This window comes from Pseudomonas sp. FP603 (genome assembly GCF_030687415.1).
GTDB classification, from domain to species: domain Bacteria; phylum Pseudomonadota; class Gammaproteobacteria; order Pseudomonadales; family Pseudomonadaceae; genus Aquipseudomonas; species Aquipseudomonas wuhanensis.
This window is the reverse complement of record NZ_CP117431.1, coordinates 1,822,342-1,848,121: the sequence shown is the minus strand read 5'-3', so window position 1 is coordinate 1,848,121 and position 25,780 is coordinate 1,822,342. Positions and strand designations below refer to the sequence as shown.

The 25,780-nt window shown below is 57.5% G+C and carries 19 protein-coding genes; 9 read left to right on the top strand and 10 right to left on the bottom strand.

Features of this window, described 5'->3' with window-relative positions:
* The first annotated feature begins 3 nt into the window (after positions 1 to 3).
* The 5 genes from ubiG to PSH65_RS08470 all read left to right on the top strand — a co-directional run bounded on the left by ubiG (position 4) and on the right by PSH65_RS08470 (position 4,792).
* A complete protein-coding gene (ubiG, locus tag PSH65_RS08490) occupies positions 4 to 702 on the top strand; it encodes a bifunctional 2-polyprenyl-6-hydroxyphenol methylase/3-demethylubiquinol 3-O-methyltransferase UbiG (protein ID WP_305425799.1) in 699 nt (232 codons plus the stop codon).
* 4 nt (positions 703 to 706) lie between these two features.
* Positions 707 to 1,378 carry an N-acetylmuramic acid 6-phosphate phosphatase MupP gene (mupP, locus tag PSH65_RS08485; protein ID WP_305425798.1) on the top strand — a complete coding sequence of 224 codons (672 nt, stop codon included), beginning with the start codon at positions 707 to 709 and terminating at the stop codon, positions 1,376 to 1,378.
* 178 nt (positions 1,379 to 1,556) lie between these two features.
* Positions 1,557 to 2,297 carry a YciK family oxidoreductase gene (locus PSH65_RS08480; RefSeq protein ID WP_223483726.1) on the top strand — a complete coding sequence of 247 codons (741 nt, stop codon included), beginning with the start codon at positions 1,557 to 1,559 and terminating at the stop codon, positions 2,295 to 2,297.
* Positions 2,298 to 2,670: 373 nt separating this feature from the next.
* Positions 2,671 to 3,597: a GGDEF domain-containing protein gene (locus PSH65_RS08475; RefSeq protein ID WP_305425797.1), complete on the top strand. Its 927-nt coding sequence runs from the start codon at positions 2,671 to 2,673 to the stop codon at positions 3,595 to 3,597.
* Between the two features lie 265 nt (positions 3,598 to 3,862).
* Positions 3,863 to 4,792 carry a transposase gene (locus tag PSH65_RS08470; RefSeq protein ID WP_305421584.1) on the top strand — a complete coding sequence of 310 codons (930 nt, stop codon included), beginning with the start codon at positions 3,863 to 3,865 and terminating at the stop codon, positions 4,790 to 4,792.
* A 132-nt stretch (positions 4,793 to 4,924) separates the two neighbouring features.
* Here the strand turns inward: PSH65_RS08470 and PSH65_RS08465 are convergent, their stop codons facing one another.
* Both PSH65_RS08465 and PSH65_RS08460 read right to left on the bottom strand, forming a co-directional pair.
* A complete protein-coding gene (locus PSH65_RS08465; RefSeq protein WP_305425796.1) occupies positions 4,925 to 5,719 on the bottom strand; it encodes a TenA family transcriptional regulator in 795 nt (264 codons plus the stop codon).
* A 43-nt stretch (positions 5,720 to 5,762) separates the two neighbouring features.
* Complete coding sequence (locus PSH65_RS08460) at positions 5,763 to 8,222, bottom strand: EAL domain-containing protein (protein WP_305425794.1); 2,460 nt, start codon at positions 8,220 to 8,222, stop codon at positions 5,763 to 5,765.
* Positions 8,223 to 8,489: 267 nt separating this feature from the next.
* Here PSH65_RS08460 and PSH65_RS08455 point away from each other — a divergent pair, with 267 nt between their 5' ends.
* Entirely contained in the window at positions 8,490 to 13,223 is a 4,734-nt protein-coding gene (locus PSH65_RS08455; RefSeq protein ID WP_305425792.1) for a hypothetical protein, read from the top strand.
* 13 nt (positions 13,224 to 13,236) lie between these two features.
* On the opposite strand, the gene PSH65_RS08450 is transcribed toward PSH65_RS08455, so the two are convergent.
* The 5 genes from PSH65_RS08450 to PSH65_RS08430 all read right to left on the bottom strand — a co-directional run bounded on the left by PSH65_RS08450 (position 13,237) and on the right by PSH65_RS08430 (position 17,566).
* Positions 13,237 to 15,054 (bottom strand): ABC transporter ATP-binding protein, encoded by a 1,818-nt coding sequence (locus tag PSH65_RS08450; protein ID WP_305425790.1) that lies wholly within the window; start codon positions 15,052 to 15,054, stop codon positions 13,237 to 13,239.
* On the bottom strand, positions 15,047 to 15,649 hold the full coding sequence (locus PSH65_RS08445) for a DsbA family protein (protein WP_187326510.1): 603 nt from the start codon (positions 15,647 to 15,649) through the stop codon (positions 15,047 to 15,049). The genes PSH65_RS08450 and PSH65_RS08445 overlap by 8 nt, the downstream gene beginning before the upstream one ends.
* A 39-nt stretch (positions 15,650 to 15,688) precedes the next feature.
* Complete coding sequence (locus PSH65_RS08440) at positions 15,689 to 16,630, bottom strand: rhodanese-related sulfurtransferase (RefSeq protein WP_305425788.1); 942 nt, start codon at positions 16,628 to 16,630, stop codon at positions 15,689 to 15,691.
* 102 nt (positions 16,631 to 16,732) lie between these two features.
* Positions 16,733 to 17,032, bottom strand: coding sequence for a BolA family transcriptional regulator (locus tag PSH65_RS08435; protein WP_007939900.1), 300 nt, complete (start codon positions 17,030 to 17,032; stop codon positions 16,733 to 16,735).
* A gap of 12 nt (positions 17,033 to 17,044) precedes the next feature.
* Positions 17,045 to 17,566, bottom strand: coding sequence for a DUF2059 domain-containing protein (locus tag PSH65_RS08430; protein ID WP_008071591.1), 522 nt, complete (start codon positions 17,564 to 17,566; stop codon positions 17,045 to 17,047).
* 192 nt (positions 17,567 to 17,758) lie between these two features.
* Here PSH65_RS08430 and PSH65_RS08425 point away from each other — a divergent pair, with 192 nt between their 5' ends.
* Positions 17,759 to 19,153 carry a class II fumarate hydratase gene (locus tag PSH65_RS08425; RefSeq protein WP_305425786.1) on the top strand — a complete coding sequence of 465 codons (1,395 nt, stop codon included), beginning with the start codon at positions 17,759 to 17,761 and terminating at the stop codon, positions 19,151 to 19,153.
* A gap of 131 nt (positions 19,154 to 19,284) precedes the next feature.
* Here PSH65_RS08425 and PSH65_RS08420 read toward each other — a convergent pair whose 3' ends face one another.
* On the bottom strand, positions 19,285 to 20,247 hold the full coding sequence (locus PSH65_RS08420; protein ID WP_305425785.1) for a DMT family transporter: 963 nt from the start codon (positions 20,245 to 20,247) through the stop codon (positions 19,285 to 19,287).
* A gap of 201 nt (positions 20,248 to 20,448) precedes the next feature.
* On the opposite strand from PSH65_RS08420, the gene PSH65_RS08415 reads away from it, so the two are divergent.
* Positions 20,449 to 20,643 carry a DUF6316 family protein gene (locus PSH65_RS08415; RefSeq protein WP_218397630.1) on the top strand — a complete coding sequence of 65 codons (195 nt, stop codon included), beginning with the start codon at positions 20,449 to 20,451 and terminating at the stop codon, positions 20,641 to 20,643.
* Between the two features lie 136 nt (positions 20,644 to 20,779).
* Here the strand turns inward: PSH65_RS08415 and PSH65_RS08410 are convergent, their stop codons facing one another.
* Entirely contained in the window at positions 20,780 to 21,964 is a 1,185-nt protein-coding gene (locus PSH65_RS08410; RefSeq protein ID WP_305425784.1) for a thiolase family protein, read from the bottom strand.
* Between the two features lie 105 nt (positions 21,965 to 22,069).
* Positions 22,070 to 23,593, bottom strand: coding sequence for a polyphosphate:AMP phosphotransferase (pap, locus tag PSH65_RS08405; protein ID WP_305425783.1), 1,524 nt, complete (start codon positions 23,591 to 23,593; stop codon positions 22,070 to 22,072).
* 140 nt (positions 23,594 to 23,733) lie between these two features.
* On the opposite strand from pap, the gene mnmC reads away from it, so the two are divergent.
* Entirely contained in the window at positions 23,734 to 25,716 is a 1,983-nt protein-coding gene (mnmC, locus tag PSH65_RS08400) for a bifunctional tRNA (5-methylaminomethyl-2-thiouridine)(34)-methyltransferase MnmD/FAD-dependent 5-carboxymethylaminomethyl-2-thiouridine(34) oxidoreductase MnmC (protein WP_305425782.1), read from the top strand.
* The last annotated feature ends 64 nt before the right edge of the window (positions 25,717 to 25,780 follow it).

Here is a 25,780-nt window from a genome sequence, read left to right as displayed (position 1 = left end):
ACCATGAGCAACGTCGACTACGCCGAAATCGCCAAATTCGAAGCCCTGGCCCATCGCTGGTGGGACCGCGAAAGCGAGTTCAAACCGCTGCACGACATCAACCCGCTGCGGGTCAACTGGATCGACGAGCGCGTCCATCTGGCCGGCAAGAAAGTCCTCGACGTCGGTTGCGGCGGCGGCATCCTCAGCGAAGCCATGGCTCAACGCGGCGCGACCGTGACGGGTATCGACATGGGCGAAGCGCCGCTGGCCGTCGCTCAACTGCATCAGCTGGAATCCGGTGTGAGCGTCGAGTACCGGCAGATCACCGCCGAAGCCCTGGCTGAAGAAATGCCCGAGCAGTTCGACGTAGTTACTTGCCTGGAAATGCTTGAACACGTGCCGGATCCGTCGTCGGTGATCCGCGCCTGTTTCAAAATGGTCAAACCGGGCGGCCAGGTGTTCTTCTCCACCATCAACCGCAACCCGAAGGCCTATCTGTTCGCCATCGTCGGCGCCGAATACATCATGAAGTTGCTGCCGCGCGGCACCCACGACTTCAAGAAATTCATCCGCCCCTCGGAGCTTGGCGCCTGGAGCCGCATGGCTGGCCTGACCGTCAAGGACATCATCGGCCTGACCTACAATCCACTGACCAAGCACTACAAACTGGCGGCGGATGTCGACGTCAACTACATGATCCAGACCCTGCGCGAGGAGTAAGCCGATGCGTATCAGAGCAGTCCTTTTCGACATGGACGGCACCCTGCTCGACACCGCGCCGGATTTCATCGCCATCTGCCAGGCGATGCGCGCGGATCGTGGTTTGCCGCCGATGAATGACAAACACATCCGTGACGAGATCTCCGGCGGCGCCAAAGCGATGGTCGCGGTGACTTTCTCGATGGACCCGGAATCGCCGGGTTTCGAGGAGCTGCGCCTGGAGTTTCTGGAGCGCTACGTCAAAGGTTGCGCGGTTCACAGCAAGCTCTTCGACGGCATGGGCGAATTGCTGGCCGACATCGAGAAGGCCAACCTGATCTGGGGCGTCGTCACCAACAAACCGCTGCGTTTCGCCGAGCCGATCATGCAACAACTGGGGCTGGCCGAGCGTTCGGCGCTGCTGATCTGCCCGGATCATGTGAAGAACAGCAAACCGGATCCGGAGCCGTTGATCCTGGCGTGCAAGATGCTCGACCTGGACCCGGCCAGTGTGCTGTTTGTCGGCGATGACCTGCGCGATATCGAATCCGGCCGCGATGCCGGCACCAAAACGGCTGCCGTGACCTATGGCTATATTCATCCGGACGATAACCCGCGGCATTGGGGCGCGGATGTGGTGGTCGATCATCCGCTGGAGTTGCGTCAGGTGCTTGATAGCGCCCTTTGTGGCTGCTGAGAACCGGTTTCAAGCTCCGGGGATGTGGCGTGAATGATGACGCCTTCGCGGGCAAGCCCGCTCCCACAAGGACTGAGAGTGTTCACACATTCTTTGCCCAACAACGGGATCCTGTGGGAGCGGGCTTGCCCGCGATTGGCCGCGCCGCGATCTGTCTTCTGTTTTTGTGAGGTTTTTTATGTTTGATTATTCCGCCCGCCCTGAATTGCTCAAGGATCGGGTCATCCTGGTCACCGGCGCTGGCCGTGGCATCGGCGCTGCTGCTGCAAAAACCTACGCCGCCCACGGCGCCACCGTGCTGTTGCTGGGCAAGACCGAAGCCAACCTGACTCAGGTCTACGACGAGATCGAAGCAGCCGGGCATCCACAACCGGTTGTGATCCCGTTCAATCTGGAAACCGCCCTGCCCCATCAGTACGATGAACTGGCGGCAATGATCGAAACCGAGTTCGGCCACCTCGATGGCTTGCTGCACAACGCGTCGATCATCGGTCCCCGGACACCGATCGAGCAGTTGTCCGGCGAGAACTTCATGCGCGTCATGCACGTCAACGTCAACGCCATGTTCATGCTCACCAGCACCCTGCTGCCACTGCTCAAGCTGTCTCAGGACGCCTCAGTGGTGTTCACTTCCAGCAGCGTCGGCCGCAAGGGTCGTGCGTACTGGGGCGCTTACGGCGTTTCCAAATTTGCTACCGAAGGCTTGATGCAAACCCTGGCCGACGAAGTAGATACAGTGGCACCGGTGCGTTCCAACAGCATCAACCCCGGCGCTACCCGCACCAGCATGCGCGCTCAGGCCTACCCCGGTGAAAACCCGCTGAACAACCCGACACCCGAGGAGATCATGCCGGTCTACCTTTACCTGATGGGTCCGGACAGTACCGGTATCAATGGCCAGGCATTCAACGCTCAGTAATGCCCGTGCGTCGCTTTTCTGCCGCGACGGCTTCCCGCCGCGGCACTCAAACCCTGTGGTAACCACCCTGCTTCAAGTCAAATAAATGTCATAACCCTGCGCAATTTCTCGCGTACAACCTTCCAGTATTTTGATTTTTAAAGCTTTTTATTCGACTGAACCGAATGGCACGACTTTCGCTCTAATTTTGTTCAGACACGCCGTGTGAAAGCAGAAGAAGCGGAGCTTCGGCCGAGAGGTTACTAATCTTCGGCAAAGCGGATTAAACTCGTGCCACATGTCCTACGGGACTGATGGACCAGTATGACGCGCAGCCCAAAGCCGCTCTCACCCAGCCTGTAAGACAGCCTTACTGCTTAGGGGCTCACGCCATATGAAATCACCTTCCCAGACCAACGCAATTGACTTCGACAGTGCCAAATTGCAACGCCTGGGCTTTGGTCAGCAGCCTCCCCTCCTGGAGCGGCCCGTCAGTCTTGCGCAGTTGCGCCAAGCGCTGGGCCTGCAACTGCAAACCAGTCTTGAGCCGCAACGCATTCTCGGACTTTTCTTCCGTGAAATTCAGCGCCTTGTGCCGCTGGATGCCTTGAATTATGAACATCAGCCCAGCGACTTGCGCCTGCAATTCGGCGCACGGGGTCATCATTCAATCAGCTACAGCCTTAGCCATGAAGGCGAGCAATTGGGTGAGCTGGTGTTCCGTCGCAATCAGCGTTTCAGCGAACAGGAACAGGGCAACCTGGAGTCATTGCTATCGACCCTGCTCTTCCCCATGCGAAACGCCCTGCTCTACCGAGCAGCGACCCAAAGTGCATTGCGTGATCCGTTGACCGATACCGGCAACCGCATCGCCATGGATCAGACGCTGGAACGGGAAATCGAGATGTCGCGGCGACACTCGCAGCCCCTGTCGCTGCTGATGCTGGACATCGATCACTTCAAACACATCAACGACACCTATGGGCACAGTGCCGGCGATGAAGTACTGAAGGCCGTCGCAGCCTCGATCAAAAACCAGTTGCGCAACGTCGACATGGTGTTCCGGTTTGGTGGCGAAGAATTCATGATTCTGCTTTCCAACACCAGTCGGGAAGCTGCAGCCATGGTCGGTGAACGACTGCGGTTTGCGGCGCAGGCTCAGGACTATGAGGCCGAGGGCAAGATGATCGATCTGACGGTCAGCATCGGTTGCTCGACGCTGCTGCCCGGCGAGTCTGCCGAAAGTTTGTTGCGACGGGCCGACAGTGCGCTGTATGTGGCCAAGCGCGAGGGGCGTAACCGCCTGGCGATGGCGGGCTGATATTTCAGCAACGCTGCATAATCCATGTGGGAGCGGGCTTGTGCCACACAAGCCCGCTTGTGTCTTGCGCAGGACTTAGACTGAAGATGAGAGCGGTGAGTGGCAAGCTGAACGCCCGGAGTGCTAGCAGCACGTGTGGGAGCCCATGCTGCCATTCACCTCTCCACTCTGGTTATTGAGCCCGAACAGTTGAACGAGCCGACCTCGAACATTACAAGCGTGGAGCCCAACCAGAGCGCTTCTATGAGTGTAAGAGGGTTTAGCCATGTTTTCCTGCGCAGGCATTGATGTTTCCAAAGACAGTCTGGAAGTCTGGATTAATTCGCAAGGCATTGGTGCGAGTTTTCCGAACAGCGCCAGTGGTTTCCCGGTGCTGATTGATTGGTTAAAAGGCTTCGAAGTCACCCGCGTGTTACTGGAAGCCACCGGTGGCTACGAGCGGGGGCCCATGAAGGTGCTTCAAAGGGGCGGCTTTGACGTCTTACGAATCAATCCTCGTCGGGCGAAAGATTTTGCCAAGGCAATGGGTTATCGCGCTAAAACAGACGCGATAGATGCGCGGCTTCTCGCCGAATTTGCAACGATTATAAAGGACGCCGATAGCCGTATCACCAGCGCCGAACAGGACAATTTGCGTGCGCTGGTACAGCAACGCGAAAACTTTGTTCAGCAGCAAAGTGACGACAGGCGGCGTATCAAAACGGCTTCTGTCGACTCGATAAAACCCTTGTTGCAAAGCCATATCGACTATTTAGATCAGGCAATAAAGTCGATAGAACAGCTGATCTGCCAAAGCGCCAAAGACCTGGACAGTGAAAAAATTGCCCGCTTGCGCTCGGTTAAGGGACTAGGGCTCGTGACCGCAGCCAGCATCATGGCCTACCTGCCTGAGCTGGGAGAGGTTGGACGGCACGAGATCGCAGCACTGGCAGGGATCGCCCCTTACAACGACGACAGCGGCAACCACGAAGGGCCTCGTCATATAAGCGGTGGCCGATTTGCCGTGCGACGTGCGATGTACATGGCCAGTTGGGCTGTGATTTTGCGACAACCCGAGTTCAAAGCCCGATATGACGCGCTTCGCCTGAGAGGTAAATGCGCGAAAGTGGCGCTGATCGCCTGCATGCGGGTGTTGTTGATAAGGCTGAACGCGATGATCCGTGACCAAACTGAGTGGAGAGAGCAGGCAGCCTAAACAGACTGCTTGCTCATTTGGGAAATCACATGGTTTGAGACTGTGGAAGTTCGGCTGCCCTTTGATCAAACTTCAAAATAAAAGACATCAAGACAGTTGCTCCCACATTTGGTTTGTGTTGCTTTCAGGGGATCAGCTTTCGGCCAACGCCATCCGCTCACGGGCAACCGGAGTTTTCACTGCCAGTTCCAACTGCATGCAACGTTCCAGGAACAGGTACATGTAGTCGTAACTTTTGCAGACAGCCTGGCGCAATTCCACTTGCAGCGCTTTGCTCGGGTTCATGCCCGCCAGGGTGCAGATGATCTCCAGCGCTTCCCATGGATGGGCATCGTCATACTGGGCATGCATCTTCAACCACTTCATGGCCCGCTTGCGATCTTCCTCGGGGAACGCTGCCGCATAGACACCATTGGAGCAAACCAGGGCCGACCACTCCCCCGTCGCCCCTTCGATGGCGTAGTTGGTGGCGGCGATGGCCACGATCAGCGAATCCGACGAACTGGTGTGCCAGCACCAGTGGCTCAAGGCGTGAAGCTCAGGGGCCACCTGTTGGGCTTGCAGATCTTCCAGGCTGATACCGTGAGCACGACTCCAATGCACCCAGTAATCGGCATGGTTCAATTCGACGCGAATGTTACGCATCAGCCAGCGACGCGCCATGTCTTCGCCAGGGTGGCGTGCAAAACGGGTCTTTGTCAGGTTCTGTGCCATGTATAAAGCGAACTGTTCGACCACCGGCCAGCCACCAATAAGGTACTGGCGCATGGTTTTAGCGCTGAGTTTGTTATCTCGCATGCGTTGATACAGTTCGTGTCCGACAACCCGGCGCTTGCTCTCGTTGCAATCCTGGATCAGTTGCTGAGCCCAGGCGGGGTAACTTGCAGCTTCCATGAGTGGTCCGATTCTGTTGAATGTCTCGATCACTGTCGCGCTCCTTTTGATTGTGATTTTCAGATCAGCAAGAGTTTCAACGGAACGTGCCGGGCGCCTTGAACAACAAAGGTCGGGGCCGGGCAGGACGACTTTGCAAACTATCCCAGGTAAACAGATGCGGGCGTTCAATCACATACCCTTGAGCGTAATCCACCCCGATCTCCAGCAATGCCTGCTCGATCTGAGGTGTTTCAACGAACTCGGCAATCGTGCGCTTACCCATGACATGACCGATGTGATTGATCACTTCGACCATGGCGCGGTTAATCGGGTCGTCCAGCATATCCTTTACGAAACTCCCGTCGATCTTCAGGAAGTCTACAGGTAAATGTTTCAAGTAAGCGAATGAAGACATACCGGCGCAAAAGTCATCTAGCGAAAAACGACAACCTAAACCTTTGAGTTCATTGATAAATCTAATTGCACTGCCCAGGTTTGCAATCGCACTGGTTTCTGTAATTTCAAAACAAATCATTTCAGGTGGAATTGAATATGCAACAAACTGTTCACGAAGGAAGTCCAGAAACGCCTCATCTCCGATAGTAATACCTGACAGATTTATCGCACACATGGCCAACGGCCCTTCGCGCTCTTCAACGATGCACTGGGCAATCACCTTGAAAACGTTTTCCACCACCCAACGGTCAATCGACGTCATCAAACCGTAACGCTCGGCGGCGGGAATGAAACTGTCCGGCAGAATCATGCGCCCCGCTTCGTCATGCAGGCGCAGCAGGATTTCAATATGCCCGCCACCCTGCTCGTCAGGACCAAGGGGCGCGATTTCCTGGGCGTACAGGCAGAAGCGGTCTTCTTCCAACGCCACGTGCAGGCGCTGCACCCACGCCATCTCGCCAAAGCGCAAGGACAGCTCCGTGTCGTCGGCGTGATAGACCTGAACCCGGTTGCGGCCCTTTTCCTTGGCCATATAACAAGCCATGTCAGCGGCACGCAGCGAAGCTTCGAGGGTGGCCGGACTCTGGGCTACATGCACCAGCCCGATGCTCACGGTGGTCACAAACGGCCGGCCTTTCCAGACAAAATGCAGGTTCTGCACCGTCTGGCGCAGGCTTTCGGCGATTTTCTCGGCCGCTTCCGGCGCGCAGTTTTCCAACAGAATGCCGAACTCGTCGCCACCCAACCGGGCCAGGGTGTCGCCTTCGCGCAAACCTGATTGCAACAACGCACAGATATGCCGCAACAGCTCGTCGCCCGCCGCATGACCGCAGGTGTCGTTAACCAGTTTGAATTGATCCAGGTCGAGGAACATCAAGGCGTGACGCCCCGCCTGGCGCGTCAGGTAATGCAGGGCCTGTTCGAGGCGATATTCGAATTCGCGGCGGTTGGCCAACCCGGTCAGGGCGTCATGGGTCGCCTGCCAGGACAGATTGGCGATGTACTGCCGCTCCTGAGTCATGTCGTGCAGCACCAGCACGGTGCCACTGACCTTGCCCACGTTGCGGATCGGCGCGCCGACCAGAGTGACCGAAACCGTGCTGCCATCCAGACGCTGGATCAGTTTGGAATGCTCGCTGCCACCGCCGAGCTGACCGCTCAAAATGTGCTCGATCAAAGTAAAACCATCGGTCTGGGCGTTCTCGTCCAACAGATTGAACAGTGCTGCCAATGGCAACCCCGCCGCCTGTTCGGCCTTCCAGTGAGTCAAGGCCTCGGCGGCCGGATTCATATAGGCGATCGCCCCCTCGACGTCCGTGGTGATCACCCCATCGCCAATCGATTGCAGAGTGATCTGTGCCCGGTCTTTCTCCAACTGCAAGGCATCGGCGAAGGCATGGCGCTGCTTGAGCAGTTTTTGAGTGCGCAGCAGCGCCAACACAATCAAACCCAGCGCAGTGGCAAGGTTCGTCACCAACAGCAGCCGCAGAATTACCCGCGAGCCTTCGCCCAAGGCATCACTGAATGCTTTGGCGGCTGGCGTCACGCCATCATTGATGGCAAAAATCTGGTCTTTCCAGCGTTTTACGTCGGCATCGGTGGCCTGGCTTTCAGTAAAGCGCTGATGCATCTCCCGGGCGACGTCATCGAGTTGCCCCAGATACCCGTCACCGACCGCCCAGAGTTCGATGGCTTTTTCAAGGTAGCTGAAGTGCCGGAAATTGAGGTACAGCCAAATCACGCTGGAGACGTCGTCCGGGTGGTTGCCGCCCTTGAGGATCGCGGTTCGCGCCGCCTCGATATTGGGCGGCTGATGATCCAGCGCCAGGCGCAATTCATGGCCACCCTGAGGCACCGCAATCGCGTTCTGGTATTTGAGAAAAATCGTTTCGTCACGACTGTCGGCGTAGAGATTGAGGTAATAGATGGCGTCTTTCTGGCCCTTGGACCACAGGCTCTCACCGCCTACGTAGCCGCGAACCGCTGCAAGAACGTAAAGACTGACGCCTCCCAACAGAGCCTGAAATAACACGACGGCGATAAAAGGCCAGACGATGCCCAACAGCCGAGGGGTTGCGCGAGTCCTTTTTTGCTTCATGAGATCCCTTGCATAGGCGCTGGCGATCAGCATCCAGACCGACCACTCACGCAAGACTAGGAGCCGCAGCAGTTCCTCGCAAGAGGTAGAGGATTCTTTGGCGCAACCCACCCTTGAATACCTAAGGCAGATAGTTACAACGCTCCCGGACGCCATACATATCTACCACCACTGATTTTTCTGGACTGATTTGATATGGGCCTCCTCAGACTTGCACTTTATCCAGGCGCGCAGAGGACCGCTCATTAATTACCAGAGATCATCAACATGCCATCAATACCAGTTTCCCCCACCCCCTCAGCGGATTCGTCACAAAGCCAATCGCCCTCTCATGCGCAAAAACATCAAGGCCTACTGGACGACTACGATTTTTTGCTATCGCTCATGCGAAACAATGAAACACCGCTGGCCAAGCTTGCCGACATGCAGATCACACCCCGATCTTTTTCTCCCATGGCCCTGGAAAATGAAATCGGGCAGCGTTGGCTGCAGGCACTGATTCAAGACAAGGACTATCGGACACTGTGCACAACACTGAACGCGTCATACAGCTATTTGACGGTCACTATGAAAGATGGGCAGGCCATCTATGAATCACGCGCACAGAACAGGGAAACAACCGTCCCGCTTGAACTGAACAAGCAACCCGTATTGAGCGACTTGCTTGCGAAAATCGAAAAAGCCGCTCGAATGCTAGGTGGACAGATTCGCTTCGACAACCTCTTCACTCTTGCAAGAATGACCCTGTTTTACGGTATTGCGCCCTGGGATCCGCAAAACTCCGAACAACGCGAAGCCGCGATTCATGCATTGGAGGACAAGCGCGCTCGCCACTCAATGGAGCTTGGAAACGGAATAGACATCGACGAGTTGAGCCGCGCACCAACCTCAAAAGAGCGCAAAGCTTATAACTTCTTGAAAAAAACACACTCGTCGTTGCCGATCACGATTGACGAATGGGTCCGCGCAATCACCCACACACAGATCATCAACACGGTACGTCAATTCCTGCCTGCACCGGGAACACCGTTGGTGAGGTACCTTGGCGATACCGATCCTGACAACCTGACGACAATGCAAATCCGTGCGAGACCTTCGGTATACCTGGAAAAAATCCTGGTATCGGCCAAAGCTCAGGAACTGGCAAACAAGCTATTGCAAGCCCTGGGCTGGTTCGGCGGCAAGCCCGGTGAAGATACTGCTCCGGGGATACGAATCAAGTTGCTGGTCAAAGCCCTTCGCCTCTGGCTCGCGTCTCCTAATAACGAAAATCCAGACGGTATAGCCGGCTACCTTTGGCAAAAGCCATCCAACTGGGGGAAAAGCTACCAGGAGATCCAGACCGAGTTCGAGTCGCATTTACTCACTTCAAAACGCGCCTCATCAGTGAAGGAAGCTGTTTTGATTGCATGCCTTTATCAACCGCTGTTTCCAGCAGAATTTCAGATCCGCGATATCCCACCCAAACTGCCCTACCGCAGCTCTACCGTTTGGGTAAACTTTGTCCATGGTGTCTATCTTGCCAACGCTATTAACCCGATGTTGTTGCGAAGACTGAGTTTCCAGCAACTGGTCGATCTACCTATCGAACACGCCAGTGAAGCCACGGCTGAAGATCTGAAACTGATCACCCTTACAAGATTGAAACCGACGTTGGAGTGGGCAGTCACAAACGGCCTGGTTCCCTACAAGGCCGACGCAAACTACACAATGCAGGAAGTGGAAGAGGCTACGAAAAAGCTTGATTCCACGGTCCACAGTTTAAAAAGCACTGTCAGCTGGCTCGATCTCCGTCCACCCGAGAGACTGAACATTGCCAAACTTAAAATGGCAAAACTGTTCGGGGACGGCCGCTTCGTGATGGACGGCAGGAAACTCGTCGAAGAGGCCAGCTCTTATACCGCTCCCGCTATACGGTTTAGCGGCCCCGTAGGCAGGCTCGCACCTAATGCATATACGTTTCTTGATGTCTATGCATCCGGAAAGCTCTCCGGAGAAAAAAAATGGCTCATCACTGAGCCAGACGGCAAAGTCGTAACCGATGCCTGGGTCAGAATCGATGACGATCGTACGGTGCAGACTAATCTGGATTGGTCCGGCTTTACCTCAAACCCTCATGAAAACAGAACACTGCCAGATATTGAGAAGGCGTTCAAAACTCACTTCAATATCTACCTTGATTTCACCAGAAGTGCCTATCGGACGTTAATCACCCACCAGCTCGCCTCCCTTCCCTTGGCTGATCGCCAAGCCTTGGAATGTGGCGCGGTGAAGGTATACACCCTAAGAAAAGCAACCACGGGGATTGAGGCAGAGAATGAATCCGAAAATAAAACGTTACCCCTTCGGGCGCGCAATGGCTTCATTTTAGAAGCGACCTGCGATGGCAGAACTTACTACTACGAACTCCTGCCACGGGCGGGTGTGATTCGTCGTCGACCGGATATTCAACCACACCATATCGGGGGAAGAAGTACGCTGGAAAAATGGAAAATCGGCAAGGGTTCGTCTGTTAGCGTGACTGTTCTACGCCACAAAACCCTGCCTTTCGATTGGGATGCGCACGTAAAAGGAACCCCTCCTGGCACCAACGCAGAATGCCAGGCCATCATGGATCAGCTTGGCAGCACGCTTGGCGAATCAGGTAAGAGGGAGGACTACGACGTCATCCCTCAAACATTAGAATCGGCGACCACCTTTACAATTACTAATTTCATATCGAGCAACCTGCTCTTTATTGACGAAAAAAAACTTTACGACAGTTGCTATGGTGAAACCCGGTTTGACCGTGAAGACGCCAGGCGTGACAAAGTAATTGAAGTGGCCAAGATGTTTGTGCCCTTCTGGGGTAGCGTCGACGACCTGATATCAGGAGATCGTGATCGGTTGGCTCGTGGCGTGTTTGGCATATTCGCTGATCTGGTTTCATTCGCGCTTCCCGTAGGGAAATTCGCATCAGGGTCGCTGAAGCTAATCACCACGGCAGGTAAAGTGAGTATTAGCACCACGCTCCCCTCCTTCGCAAAACTCACGGGTACGCTACTTATTTCAACCCTGAACCCGCTCGATGGCGTCCCGTCCTTGTTAAAAGCAGGAGGCCGAAGCGTATTCAGACTCAGTAAAAGAGGTTACTTAAACCTGAAGGCATGGGCCGGTAGAGCAGGACAATACGACTTTGTACAAGGTATGCCACAAGTGACTGATCCAGGCCGATGGCGTCCTCTGGCGTCAAATGACCAACTGACAGTATTGCGGGGAGTCGAAGATGTGCCTGTACGCAACACCGGTTTGATCGGGAAATCGGCGTATCACCTTATCGACCCTGTGTCGGGTAAGCCTTACGGGCCACGACTGAGTGAAAGCGCTGGAGAAGTTTCGATTGGCCGTTCCAGTTACACCAGCCTTGCAGAGACGAACACTGACATCCTGTTTGATCTGCCGGAGCACGTCCACCTGCACAAGATACTTGAAGTGGATGGGCGCACCACCCTACTCATCGACAAGATTCCCTATCGACTCGACCAAGTAGCATTGCGCCGTGTCGATGTTATTGATGCCAGCAATACACTGAAGGCTCAACCCTGTCGTGTGCGGCGCGGCCTTGGAGATCCGGTCTGCCGTAATAGCTTCGTTCATAGAGAGTTGGCGCCCACACCGGAACAAGGCAGTTACGACCCCAGCCCGTACTACTGCGAGTGGTTCGGCGACAAGATCTATACACCTGCACCGGTCAAACCAGGTCGTTCTGTACCCGTATTGGCGCTGGACGGCCAACTCTATACAGGGTCGGGCTCAGTATTAAATTTTTACAGAGGCGCAAAATCTGTATTTGGTGTCGGTAAAAAACTGTCTTTAAACGCACGTATCCAAGTGACTATCGAGTTTCATAAGGGGATATTTGGACGATTCAAAATCAGGGGATTGTATGAGGGGCTTGATGACGACATGCGACAAGTCGGCGGACTGATCATCGAATCGAAAATTGATGCAAAAAAAGAGTATTTATTCACCCAGCTCAGCGCTGCGGACTATTACTACGCCGAAATCGTTAAAGGGCAGAGTCTCATCGGCTCACATAGGTTACAGCGCATTCCCGCCCATCAACTACTGGAGGATCCGCTATATCAAGAGCTCTTCACCGTATTTACCGGATCGTTACAAGCCAACAATATGGCTAGAATCCACGGAGTGGAAAAAGTGGATATAGCAGTCCGCTCTCTGGACGAACTTTCCATCGCCCTTGGCACGCCGACCACCCCGTTTGATAATTTGAAGAAAGTTAAAGTTTCCACTACCCCGGGTGAGGCAGTCATGTTCGATCACAAAACACGCATGATCGTCTGCCAGTTCCCCGAATCGACGAAAACCTGGACGCGCAGTAAGGAAGCCCCAACGGCACTACGTACCAGAACCGCAGAAATCTTCAACACGTTGTTTGACAAGCCACTCTACAAAGCGGATGAACTGAGCGACTTGAGAATATCCAATACGATGAAGGAGCTTCAATCCATTGTAAAAAAACACAAAAGCATGGATCGCCCCCGAAACATTGCCTATGCAGAAATAACGCCTCGTCCGGGAAATACCGAGGTTTATGTCAGCGTCTCTGGTGGCGGAGGTGACACCCGATTCTTACCACTCTTTGCAAAGCATCCCAACGCCAAAGAGGTAAAGGTGGGTGACACCACCTACTTCAATATCGACTATCGCACCACCTTCCCAAGGACATCCCTCGGCACAGAGGTCCAGGGACAATTGCAATCCATACCTCGCACCATAGACAACATGGCGACTTACACACCGGAGTTGACCCTCAGACCTACCTCTCTGGATAGCGAAAGCAAGCTGATCAAGGTGATACGAGATAAATATCCGGATGACGCCACTCGCAGTAACGTCATAGTGGCCACCACCATGGCGCCTTGCGACTCCTGCTCGGTGGTGATGCAACAGTTTGCTCATACGGGTGGAAAAGATGCACTTAAGGTCATCTGGGACTAATCCGGCACACCACTTACCACCGCTGTAAATGCCCATAAAGCTTTGCATACAACCCACCATCAGCAATCAATTGCTGATGGTCGCCATCCTCGGCAACTTGCCCACCATCGAACACCAGCACCCGGTCAGCCTGCTTCACGGCCGACAACCGATGCGCAATGATCAGCGTGGTGCGGTTGCTCAAGAACCGCGCCAATGCCTGGTGCAGGTTGTATTCGGTGGCCGCGTCCAGGGCGGACGTGGCCTCGTCGAGGATTACCACCTTGGGTTCGGCCAACACCATCCGCGCAATCGCCAGGCGTTGACGCTGCCCGCCGGATAAACGCACACCGGATCGCCCGACAATGCTGTCCAGGCCATTGGGCAATTCACGCACCGTGTTGTGCAACTGAGCAATTTCCAACGCCTGCCAGCAGGCCTCGTCGCTGCGTTCACGGCCCATGGTCAGGTTGGCGCGCACGGTGTCGTTGAACAGTGCTGGATGCTGCAAGACCACGGCGACATTTTCACGCACGGTTTCCAGACCGATCTCTTCCTGAGTCGAACCACCGAAACGGATGGTGCCGGCCAGCGGCGTGTACAAGCCCAGCAGCAACTGCACCAGGGTGCTTTTACCGCCACCGCTGGCGCCGACAATCGCGACTTTTTCACCGGGGGCAATCGACAGGTTCATTTGGTTCAGCACCAACTCGTCGCCGTAGCCGAAACTCAGTCCCTGAACTTCGATGCCCACCGTGTCGCGCCCTTGAAACGGGTCGACACTGCCGGTGTATTGCGGCTCGTCTGCACGGGCCAGCAGTTCGTTGATCCGCGACAGCGCACCGCCGGCAGCGTAAAAGGCGTACTGCAGGTTGAGCAGTTGTTCCACCGGACCGATCATGAACCACAGGTAGCTGAACACCGCCAACATCTGGCCGATGGACAGGTCGGAAAACAGCACGGTGAGCATGGCCGCGGCACGGAAAATATCGATGCCGAACTGGAACAGCAAGCCGCTGGCACGGTTCGATGCATCGGTTTTCCATTGCGAGTTCACCGAGTAATCGCGCACTTCACGCGCTCGCTGGCCAAGCCGCCCGAGGAAAAAGCCCTGACGATTACCGGCGCGCACTTCCTGGATGGCATCCAGGGTTTCGGTCAAGGCCTGAGTGAAGCGCGAGGTGCTGTCGTTCTCGAGTTTCTTCAGGTGTTTGACCCGCTTGCCCAACTGCACCGTGGCATAAATCACCAGCGGGTTGAACAACAGAATAAGCAGCGCGAGTTTCCAGTGCATCCACATCAGGATGGAGGCGGTGCCCACCAGCGTCAGCATGGCCACGAGGAAACGACTGAGGGTTTCGCCGACGAATTTGTCCAGCGTGTCCAGGTCGGTGACCAGGTGCGTAGTGACCGTGCCGCTGCCCAGGCTTTCGTATTCCCCCAGTGAGATGCACTTGAGTCGCTCGATCAACCGAACCCGAATCCGATACACGATGTCTTTGGCCAGCGCTGCAAATAACTTCGCCTGCACCACATTGAACAACAACGCAGCACAGCGTAGCGCCAGAGTCACCAGCAGCATCAGGCCAATGTAACCCGCGGCTTTTTGCCAGACGTCGGGCAGCGCGTGGTTCATGATTTTCAGCGCGGCGTCGCCGTGGCCCAGTAGCACTTCGTCGACCAGCAACGGCAACAGCAAGGGGATCGGCACGCTACACAGCGTTGCCAATACCGCGACGCCGTTGGCGATCCACAAGGATTTTTTATGGTGAAGGGCCAGGCGACGGATTTCCGCCCAGCTCAGACGGTCGACACGTGCAGGGGCTGGAACGTCGTCGGGCAGGTCATGCACAGGCAGCGCGCTCCAGCCAGCGGCCGAGCAACGGTGACAACACACTCAAAGGCTGATAACCATTGGTCAGCAACGCCAATTGACCATCACGCTCCGCCAGCAAGGTCGGGAAACCGGCAATGCCCAGGTCCTGGACCCAGGTGAAATCGGCAGCGGTCGCCGCGTGCTGATCGGCACGGTCGAAAGCGGCGGCGAACTCGATACGCGGCAAACCGGCCTGCTCTGCCAGCTCCACCAACACGCTGGCGTGGGTGACGTCGCGACCTTCGGCGTAGAACGCATGCTGGATCAACCCGAGCAGTTTCCAGGCGCAATCCGGTGCCAGGCTGCGCGCCGTCACCAGCGCCCGACAGGCAGGCTCGGTGTCGTAGACAAACCCGTCGGGCAGCGCGCCTTCAAACTTGAACGGTTGGCCGGTGGCCTCGTGCACCGCTTGCCAGTGCTCAAGAATGTAGCGCCGGGTGGTCGGCTCCAGCGCTGAGCCGCTGCCGGTACGCAAACCGCCGACGACCAGATGCACGTCCACCCCCGCTGCCTGCGCCTGCTCGACCAGCGCGTTGGCCACTGGTGCAAAACCCCAGCACCAGGAACACATCGGATCCATCACATAGAGCAGGCGACATGCAGACATGGTTCAAGCCTCGGAAGGAGTTTGCTTGTAGTTGTAACCGATCGGGTGCGGCATGTTGCGCGCCTTGGCCAGTTCGATCTGCTTCTGCCGGTCGATGGCACTGCGACGGGTTTTCTCGCTCAGCTTATCCCAGCAATGCGGGCAACTGATGCCGGCCACGTAATGCTCGGATGCGCGGTCTTCCACACTGACGGGCGTACGACAGGCATGACATTGATCGTAGTCGCCTTCGCTGAGGTCGTGACGCACGGTCACGCGGTTATCGAACACGAAGCAGTCGCCCTGCCATTTGGTTTCTTCCTGCGGCACCTCTTCGAGGTACTTCAGAATGCCGCCCTTGAGGTGATAAACCTCATCGAAACCCTGGCTGAGCATGTAGCTCGAAGCCTTCTCGCAGCGAATGCCGCCGGTGCAGAACATCGCGACTTTCTTGTGCACGGCCGGGTCGAAATTGGCTTTGATGTAGTCGGGGAATTCGCGAAAACTGGTGGTCTTCGGATCGATGGCGCCTTCGAAGGTCCCGATCGAGACTTCATAGTCGTTACGGGTGTCGATCAGCAGCACTTCAGGATCGCTGATCAGCGCGTTCCAGTTCTGCGGATCCACATAAGTGCCGACACTTTTATTCGGGTCCACGCCTTCGACGCCGAGGGTGACGATTTCTTTCTTGAGTTTGACTTTGGTGCGGTAGAACGGCTGCTCGTCGCAGTACGACTCTTTGTGGTCGATGTCGTCCATGCGCGGGTCGTTCTTGAGCCAGGCCATCAGCCCGTCAATGCCTTCGCGGCTGCCAGACACAGTGCCGTTGATGCCTTCTTCGGCGATCAGCAGCGTGCCTTTGATGCCGTTGTCGACCATTGCTTGCAGCAGCGGCTCGCGCAGGGCGACGTAATCTTCCAGGGTGACGAACTTATACAGTGCCGCCACGACAATCTGTTGTGTCATGGGTAATTCTCCAGGTGGCTACCCTCGTAAGGGGTGAACCGGATGCGAAAAAAAACGCGCCGGGTGAGCGGCGCGTTGCGGATTCTAGCAAAAAACCGATGTTTAATGCTTGCTGCCGCCAGCACAGGTAGGCGAGGCCGGAGCCGCATCGATCTGTGCCCATTCTTCCGGCGTGTAAGTATGCAGCGCCAACGCATGGAACTCGCCCATCAGTTCGCCCAAAGTGCCGTACACCTTCTGGTGACGCTTGACGCGATTGAGCCCTTCGAACTGCCGGCTGACCACCACCGCCTTGAAGTGGGTCTGTAACCCACGGCTGTGCATGTGGCTTTCATCCAGCACTTGCAGATGCTCGGGCTGTAGCAGCCCCAGCGTCGATTCGATGCGTTGTTGCATGGTCATCCCGAACTCCGCTTAAGGCTTTTTCTTGGCAGGAGCGGCGCCTTTAGGCTCCAGCTCGGCCGTCATGTCAGCCAGCAGTTTGTTGACCACAGGCACCGCGCTTTCCAGCTTGGCTTGAGTCATCTGGGCCGATTGCTGAGTCAGCTGCGGCATTTTTTCCAGGACTTTCTTGCCCAGTGGCGACTGGTAGAACGCAACCAGATCCTTGAGTTCGGATTCGCTGAAATTGGTGGTGTAAAGCTTGACCATGTCCGGCTTCAGCTTGTTCCAGCCAATGGCTGCGTCCAGAGCGGCGTTGGCCTTGGCTTGATAGGTTTCCAGCAGGGCTTTTTTCGATTCAGGAGCTTTGGTCTGTTCAAAGCGCTGAGCGAACATTTGCTGCACTTGCATGTACACCGGAGTGCCCAATTTGTCAGCGTGCGCCAGGGTCAGGAAAGCTTCGGCACTGGCGTTGTGGCTGGCGGTATCGGCAAAAACCTGGCCGCTGGCGCAAACCAGTGCAACCGCGGTACAGATGGCACGAAGACGAGTCATCGAGTTTCCTTTTCTAGCAGGCGAGGCAAAACCTCAAGGGCGTCCATTCTGCACCTAAAAAAGTGTGTCACTCAACCCCAAGCCTTGTCGCGCCTGATTTAGAGGGGTTGAACGGTCAAATTCCAGACTGATGGAACCACGGCCGACGATCACAGCCTAAACTGCGCTATCAGACCTACAGGAGTGTGCATGATGAGCCGTATCGAAACCGACAGCCTGGGCCAGGTGGAAGTCCCGGATGACGCTTACTGGGGCGCTCAGACGCAACGCTCGCTGATCAACTTCGCCATCGGCAACGAGCGCATGCCGCTGGCGGTGCTGCACGCCCTGGCCCTGATCAAGAAAGCCGCGGCACGCGTCAACGATCGCAATGGCGACCTGTCCGCCGACATCGCCCGGCTGATCGAACAAGCCGCCGACGAAGTACTTGACGGTGACCACGACGAGCAGTTCCCGCTGGTGGTCTGGCAGACCGGCAGCGGCACCCAGAGCAACATGAACGTCAACGAAGTGATCGCCGGTCGCGCCAACGAACTGGCCGGCAACCCGCGTGGCGGCAAGACCCCGGTGCACCCCAACGATCACGTCAACCGCTCCCAGAGCTCCAACGACTGCTTCCCCACGGCCATGCACATCGCGACGGTTCAGGCGGTGCAACAGCAATTGTTGCCGGCGATCGCTGAGTTGTCCGGCGGGTTGGCGGAGCTGTCCGCGCGGCACATGAAACTGGTCAAGACCGGTCGTACCCACATGATGGACGCCACGCCGATTACCTTCGGCCAGGAACTCTCGGCGTTCATCGCGCAACTGGATTACGCCGAGCGGGCGATCCGCAGTGCATTGCCGGCCGTCTGTGAGCTGGCTCAGGGTGGCACCGCGGTCGGCACCGGATTGAACTCGCCCCACGGTTTTGGCGAAGCGATCGCTGCTGAACTGGCCGCCCTCTCCGGCCTGCCGTTCGTTACGGCCCCCAATAAATTTGCCGCCCTGGCTGGTCACGAGCCGTTGGTCACCCTCTCCGGCGCACTGAAAACCCTCGCCGTAACCCTGATGAAAATCGCCAACGACCTGCGCCTGCTGGGCTCCGGACCGCGAGCGGGGTTTGCCGAAGTGAAACTGCCGGCCAATGAGCCGGGCAGTTCGATCATGCCCGGCAAGGTCAACCCGACTCAGTGCGAAGCCCTGTCGATGCTGGCCTGCCAGGTATTGGGCAACGACGTTGCCATCGGTTTTGCCGCCAGTCAGGGCCACCTGCAATTGAATGTGTTCAAACCGGTGATCATCCACAACCTGCTGCAATCGATCCGCTTGCTGGGCGATGGCTGCAGTAACTTCCAGCAGCATTGCATCGCCGGGCTGGAACCGGATGCAGAGAAAATGGCCGAGCATCTGGAACAAGGTTTGATGCTGGTGACGGCGCTGAACCCGCACATCGGTTACGACAAATCGGCAGAGATTGCCAAGAAGGCTTATGGCGAGGGGCTGACCTTGCGCGAGGCGGCGTTGCAGCTGGGCTACCTGACGAATGAAGAGTTCGATGCGTGGGTGAGGCCGGAGAATATGCTGGAGGCCGGCGCCAAAGGTTGAAACTTGCGGCGGTTGATAGTCAGTCATCGCGGGCAAGCCACGCTCCCACAGGATTCGGGTCGCTCACGGGTATTGTGATCGACACAAAACCTGTGGGAGCGTGGCTTGCCCGCGATGAACGATAACGCGGTCTACCGTGTGACTGCCATCCGCACCCGCCGGGCCCTGAGCCCCGCCATCAACGATGGCCCCAACGCCACCAGCGCCGAACCCAACACCACCAATACCGCCCCGCCATAACCCAGGCCATTGATCTGCTCGGCATGCACATACTCCGGCCATAACCACGCAGCCATGGCCACGGCGGCGAAGGTCACCAGCGGCGTGATCGCCAGCGTCGCACTGACTCGCGAGGCTTCCCAATGGGCCAGGGCTTCGGCGAAGGCACCGTAAGCGATCAAGGTGTTCAAACAGCACGCCAGCAGCAGCCAGCCTTGCAGCGGGCTCAGTTGCAGCGCCTCCAGCGGATGCACCCATGGCGTGAGCAACAACGCGCAGAACAGGTAAATCACCATCATCACCTGCAACGAATTCCACACCGTGAGCAACTGCTTCTGACCCAAGGCATAGAAGGTCCAGACCGTGGACGCCAACAGCACCATCAGCACACCGGCGGTGTAATCGGTCAGGGAGGTGAGCAACTCACTCAAGCGCTGATTGAAGAACAGCGCAAAGCCGATCAGCAGCACCAACAGGCCAACCCCCTGCCCTACGCTGAACCGTTCCTTGAACACGAACAGACTGGCGATCAGCAACATGATCGGGCCCATTTGCACCACCAGTTGCGCGGTACCGGGGCTGAGCAGGTTCAGGCCCATCAGGTACAGCACGTAATTGCCGACCAGTCCGAGGACCGCCATCAACACCAGCCAGCCACCGCGCGGGCCGAGAACTTTGCGACTCGGCAGGCGTTTGGTCGCCGCCAGATAAATGAACAGGCAACCGCCGGACACCAGCAGGCGAAACCAGGTCACCGTCACCGGGTCCATCACCAGCAGCACTTGCTTGAGCTTGATCGGCAGGATTCCCCACAGCAACGCGGTCAGCAAGGCCAGGAACAGACCATAAACCCAGCGACCCGATGAAATATGCATGCTGACCCCGAAGCCGATTGGCGAAAACGGTCATTCTAGGCCCAGACCGGGGCGCGACACAGGGACAGTTGCCGCCGGGCCGCGAATGAAACTGTGCAGGTCGCACCCTAAAGTTGACGATATGCCGTCGATCAGGTGGCCAGGCGTGGCAAGTGGTTCATGCATAAGCTCATTGAAAACGTCATCCGCAGGAGATCGCCCATGTACGGCATGCGCGCCCAAGACAACGCCCCCGCCACCCACTTTCGTTGTGACCGCTTGTGTCGTGTGAATGGAGAGCTGTATTTCACCACGCGGGAACGCACGCTGGAGGGGCCGTTTGAAAACCGGGAGGCAGCGGTGCGTGAGATTCAGGCGTATATCGAGCGGATGCAGTTCTTGTGCATGAGCCGGTAAACCGCGGCGCCTGCATCGCGGGCAAGCCCGCTCCCACAGGTTTTGTGGCGTTCGCAGAATTTGTGATCGCCGCTGATTACTGTGGGAGCGGGCTTTCCCGCGATAGCAATGCAACAGTCTCTACAAACCTCGGTACTTACCGCACGGCCTCAAACAACCCCGTAGCCCCCATCCCGCCACCCACACACATGGTGACGATGCCGTAACGCAGGTTACGCCGCTGCAACTCACGCACGATGTGCCCGACCTGGCGCGAACCGGTCATGCCGAACGGATGGCCGATGGCAATCGAGCCGCCGTTGACGTTGTACTTGTCGTTATCGATTTCCAGCCGGTTGCGGCTGTACAGGCATTGCGAGGCGAACGCTTCGTTGAGCTCCCACAGATCAATGTCGGCAACCTGCAAACCCTTGGCCTTGAGCAACTTCGGCACCGAGAACACCGGGCCGATGCCCATCTCGTCCGGCTGGCACCCTGCCACGGCGAAACCGCGGAAGAAGGCTTTGGGCTTGAGCCCCAGCGCCAGGGCTTTTTCCAGGCTCATCACCAGGGTCATCGAAGCGCCGTCAGACAGTTGCGAGGAGTTGCCGGCGGTCACTGAGCCGTCTTCGGCAAACACCGGTTTCAACCCGGCCAGGCTTTGCAGGGTGGTGTCCGGGCGGTTGCAGTCGTCATGGTCGACGATGCCGTCGAGGATCTGCACCTGGCCGGTGGCCTTGTCTTCAACGCGATACTTCACCGCCATTGGCACGATTTCATCGTTGAACAACCCGGCGGCCTGCGCCAGGGCGGTACGCTGCTGGCTTTGCAGGGCGTACACATCCTGCTCCTGGCGACTGACACCGTAACGACGCGCGACGATCTCGGCGGTCTGGCCCATGGGGAAATAGATGCCCGGCACCTGCTCTTTCAGCAGCGGGTTGATCAGGTTGTCGGTGTTGACGCTTTTCATGGTCAGGCTGATCGACTCGACGCCACCAGCGACAATGATGTCGCTGCAGCCCGAAGCAATCTGATTGGCGGCAATGGCGATGGCCTGCAAGCCCGACGAACAGAAGCGGTTAAGGGTCATGCCTCCCGTGCCGATGCCCAGGTGCGACAGCACCGCGACGTTGCGACCGATGTTGAAACCCTGGGCGCCTTCGTTGGAGCCGGCGCCGACGATGCAATCCTCGACGCTGGCCGGGTCGACATCATTGCGCGTGAGCAGCGCGTTAACGCAGTGGGCCGCCATGCCGTCCGGACGGGTCATATTGAACTTGCCGCGAAAGGATTTGGCCAGGCCGGTCCGTACGCTGTCGACGATCACCACTTCACGCATGGCATACACCTCATTGTTGTTGTCAGTCAGGAGTTGGACCGAGCATAAGTCCACCCTATGACTGACCGCGACAATCATTCACCCCGCGTATGCGTAGCCATCGGTTCAGCGCTTGCGTTTTTGCAGTTTCTTCTCGCGCTTGTCGGACTTTTCGAAGGCCTCTTCCAGCGCCTGGTTAATGGTGCGCAGGACCTTGACCCGCGCCCAGCGCTTGTCGTTGGCTTCCACCAGAGTCCATGGCGATATCTCGGTGCTGGTGCGATCGACCATGTCGCCGACGGCGACGCGATAGTCCTCCCATCTGCCGCGATTGCGCCAGTCGTCTTCAGTGATTTTGAAGCGTTTGAAGGGGATTGCTTCGCGCTCCTGGAAACGCTCCATCTGAGTCTGTTTGTCGATGGCCAGCCAGAACTTGACCACGATCACTCCAGCATCGGCGATCTGCTCTTCGAAGTCGTTGATCTCGCCATAGGCGCGCATCCAGTCCGCCTTGCTGCAAAAGCCTTCGATGCGCTCCACCAGCACCCGGCCATACCAGGAGCGGTCGAACACAGTGAATTTCCCCCGCGCCGGAATATGCCGCCAGAACCGCCAGAGATACGGCTGCGCCCGTTCTTCCTCGGTAGGTGCGGCGATCGGCACGATGTCGTACTGGCGTGGGTCGAGCGCCGCGGCCACCCGACGAATTGCCCCGCCCTTGCCGGCCGCGTCGTTGCCTTCGAACACCGCAATCAACGCGTGACGCCGCATGCGCTTGTCGCGCATCAGACCGGAAAACCGTGCCTGCTCGGTAATCAGTTGCTCTTCGTAATCGTCCTTGTCCAGCTGCAGGGTCAGGTCCAGGCTGTCGAGCAGATTCATTTGATCGACGCTGGGAAACAAAGGCGCTGCGCTGACTTTGTGCGGGTGAATCCTGGGTCTCTTCAGCGCGCTCTGCAGGCCCTCGAGCAAGATTTTGCCGACCGTCAGGCTGCGATAGTGCGCGTCCACGCCGGCTATCACATGCCACGGCGCATAGTCGCGGCTGGTCCGGCGCAGCACCCGTTCGCCGTACTTCACGAATTTGTCGTAGGTCGCGGATTGTTGCCAGTCCAGCGGGCTGATACGCCAGCTGTGCAGCGGGTCATCGGCCAACGCCTTGAGCCGTGCTTTCATTTGTTTTTTGGAGAGGTGAAACCAGAACTTGAAGATCAGCGCGCCTTCGTCGCACAGCATTTTCTCCAGCCGCTCGGCGCCGTTGATACTTTGATCGAGTCGCGGATCCTTGAACAAACCATGAACCCGCCCTTGCAGCATCTGGCTGTACCAGTTGCCGAAGAAAATCCCCATGCGCCCCTTGGCGGGGAGCATCCGCCAGTAGCGCCAGGCCGGTGGTCGCGCCAGCTCTTCGTCAGTCTGCTGGTCGAACGTACGCACCTCGATCAGACGCGGGTCCATCCATTCATTGAGCAACTTGACCGTCTCGCCCTTGCCGGCCCCTTCGATGCCGTTGATCAAAATGATGACCGGAAAGCGGTGTTGCTGCCGAAGTTCAAACTGCGCTTCGAGCAAGGCTTCACGCAGGGCCGGTACTTCGGCGTCATAGGTTTCTTTGTCGATGGCATGACCGATTTCGGCGGATTCGAACATAGAGCAGCTCCTTCCAGGATTGAGCAAGACTAGCGGAGTTTGAGGTGTGCGGTGCTGCAAAAATTGAAGCGCCTTGCCATGGATCAAGCACCGCTGCGGCGATCGGCTAGAATGGCCACCTTGCCGTTACCGAGCCTGCCATGAAACCTGTATTGCCCCACGCCCAGCTCGACTGGGACGACCAAGGTCGCCCGCGCTCGCGGGTGTTTGATGATGTGTATTTTTCCGACCTGTCGGGCCTTGAAGAAACCCGTTATGTGTTTCTGGAGCAAAACGATTTGCGCGACCGTTTCGCCGCCTTGCCGGTGGATGGTCGACTGGTGATTGGCGAGACCGGTTTCGGTACCGGGCTGAATTTTCTCTGTGCCTGGCAGTTGTTCGAACAGCACGCGGTGGCCGGTGCGCGGCTGCATTTTGTCAGTGTCGAAAAATACCCGCTGAGCGCGCCCGATCTGCAACGGGCCCTGGCGTTATGGCCGGAACTCAAGCCGTTTGCCGATCAACTGCTGGCGCAATACGTAGCGATCCATCAAGGCTTTCAGCGCTTGGTGCTGGACAACGGCCGCGTCACCCTGACCCTGCTGATCGGCGATGCACTGGAGCAATTACCGCAACTGGATGCGCAGATCGACGCCTGGTTTCTCGACGGTTTCGCCCCGGCGAGAAACCCTGACATGTGGACCGCCGAATTGTTTGCCGAACTGGCTCGTCTGGCGGCACCCGGCTCGACCATCAGCACCTTCACCAGCACCGGCTGGGTGCGCCGGTTGCTGAACGCGGCAGGCTTCAAGATGAAGCGCACGCCGGGCATCGGCCATAAATGGGAGATCCTGCGGGGCACGTTCCTCGGCTGGCCTGAAGAGACCGCTAAGCCAGCCACGGCAAAACCCTGGTTCGCTCGCCCACAACCGCTGACCGGCGAGCGTCACGCCCTGGTGATCGGTGCCGGGCTGGCCGGTTGCGCCAGTGCCGCCAGCCTGGCTGCTCGGGGTTGGCAAGTGAGCCTGCTCGACCGCCACGAAGCACTCGCGCAGGAAGCCTCGGGCAATCCTCAGGGCGTGCTCTACCTCAAACTTTCGGCCCATGGCACGGCGTTGTCGCAATTGATCGTCAGCGGTTTTGGCTACACCCGACGGCTGCTGGAACAGCTGCAACGTGGCGTCGACTGGGACGATTGCGGAGTCTTGCAACTGGCCTTCAATGCCAAGGAAGCCGAGCGTCAGGCGCAATTGGCCGCGGCCTTTTCACCGAGCCTGGTACACCTGCTCGATCAACCGCAAGCCCAGGCCCGAGCCGGCATTGAATTGGAGCATGGCGGCTTGTTCTACCCTGAAGGCGGCTGGGTTCATCCCCCCGCGTTGTGCCAGTGGCAGGCGTCCTCAACGAACATCCAGTGGCTACCCCATCGCGAGGTGCTGGAACTGCGCAAGGTCGATGACCAATGGCAGGCCTGGGACGGAGATACGCTGCTGGCCAGCGCGCCCGTGGTGATTCTGGCCGGTGCCGCCGAGATCAAGCGCTTCCCCTACAGCGCCGACCTGCCCCTCAAACGTATTCGCGGCCAAATCACCCGACTGGCGCAAACCCCTGAAAGCCAGAGCCTGGCGACCGTCGTTTGCGCCGAAGGCTATGTAGCGCCCGCACGCCTGGGCGAACACACACTCGGCGCCAGCTTCGATTTCAAAAGCGATGAGCTGACCCCGACCGTCGCCGAACACCTCGGCAACCTGGCGTTGCTCGAGGAAATCTCCACTGACCTGGTCGCCCGTCTGCATGTTCCAGATCTGGACCCGCAACAGCTTGAAGGGCGCGCGGCGTTCCGTTGCACCAGCCCGGATTACCTGCCGATCGTCGGACCGCTGGCCGAACAGGTCGCCTTCGCCGAGGCCTATGCCGCATTGAGCAAAGATGCCCGGCAAGTGCCTGATGTGCCTTGCCCGTGGCTGGATGGGTTTTACGTCAACAGCGGTCACGGCTCTCGCGGTTTGATCACCGCGCCGTTGTCTGGCGAGCTGTTGGCGGCATGGCTTGAGAACGAGCCCCTGCCCTTGCCGAAAGCGGTGGCCGAGGCCTGCCATCCCAACCGTTTTGCCTTGCGCCAATTGATCCGCGGAAAAGCCTGACCCGCAGCCTTATAACTTATCGGTCTAAAACTCCAGGGATTCACCTGGGTCAGTTTCTGAGTAC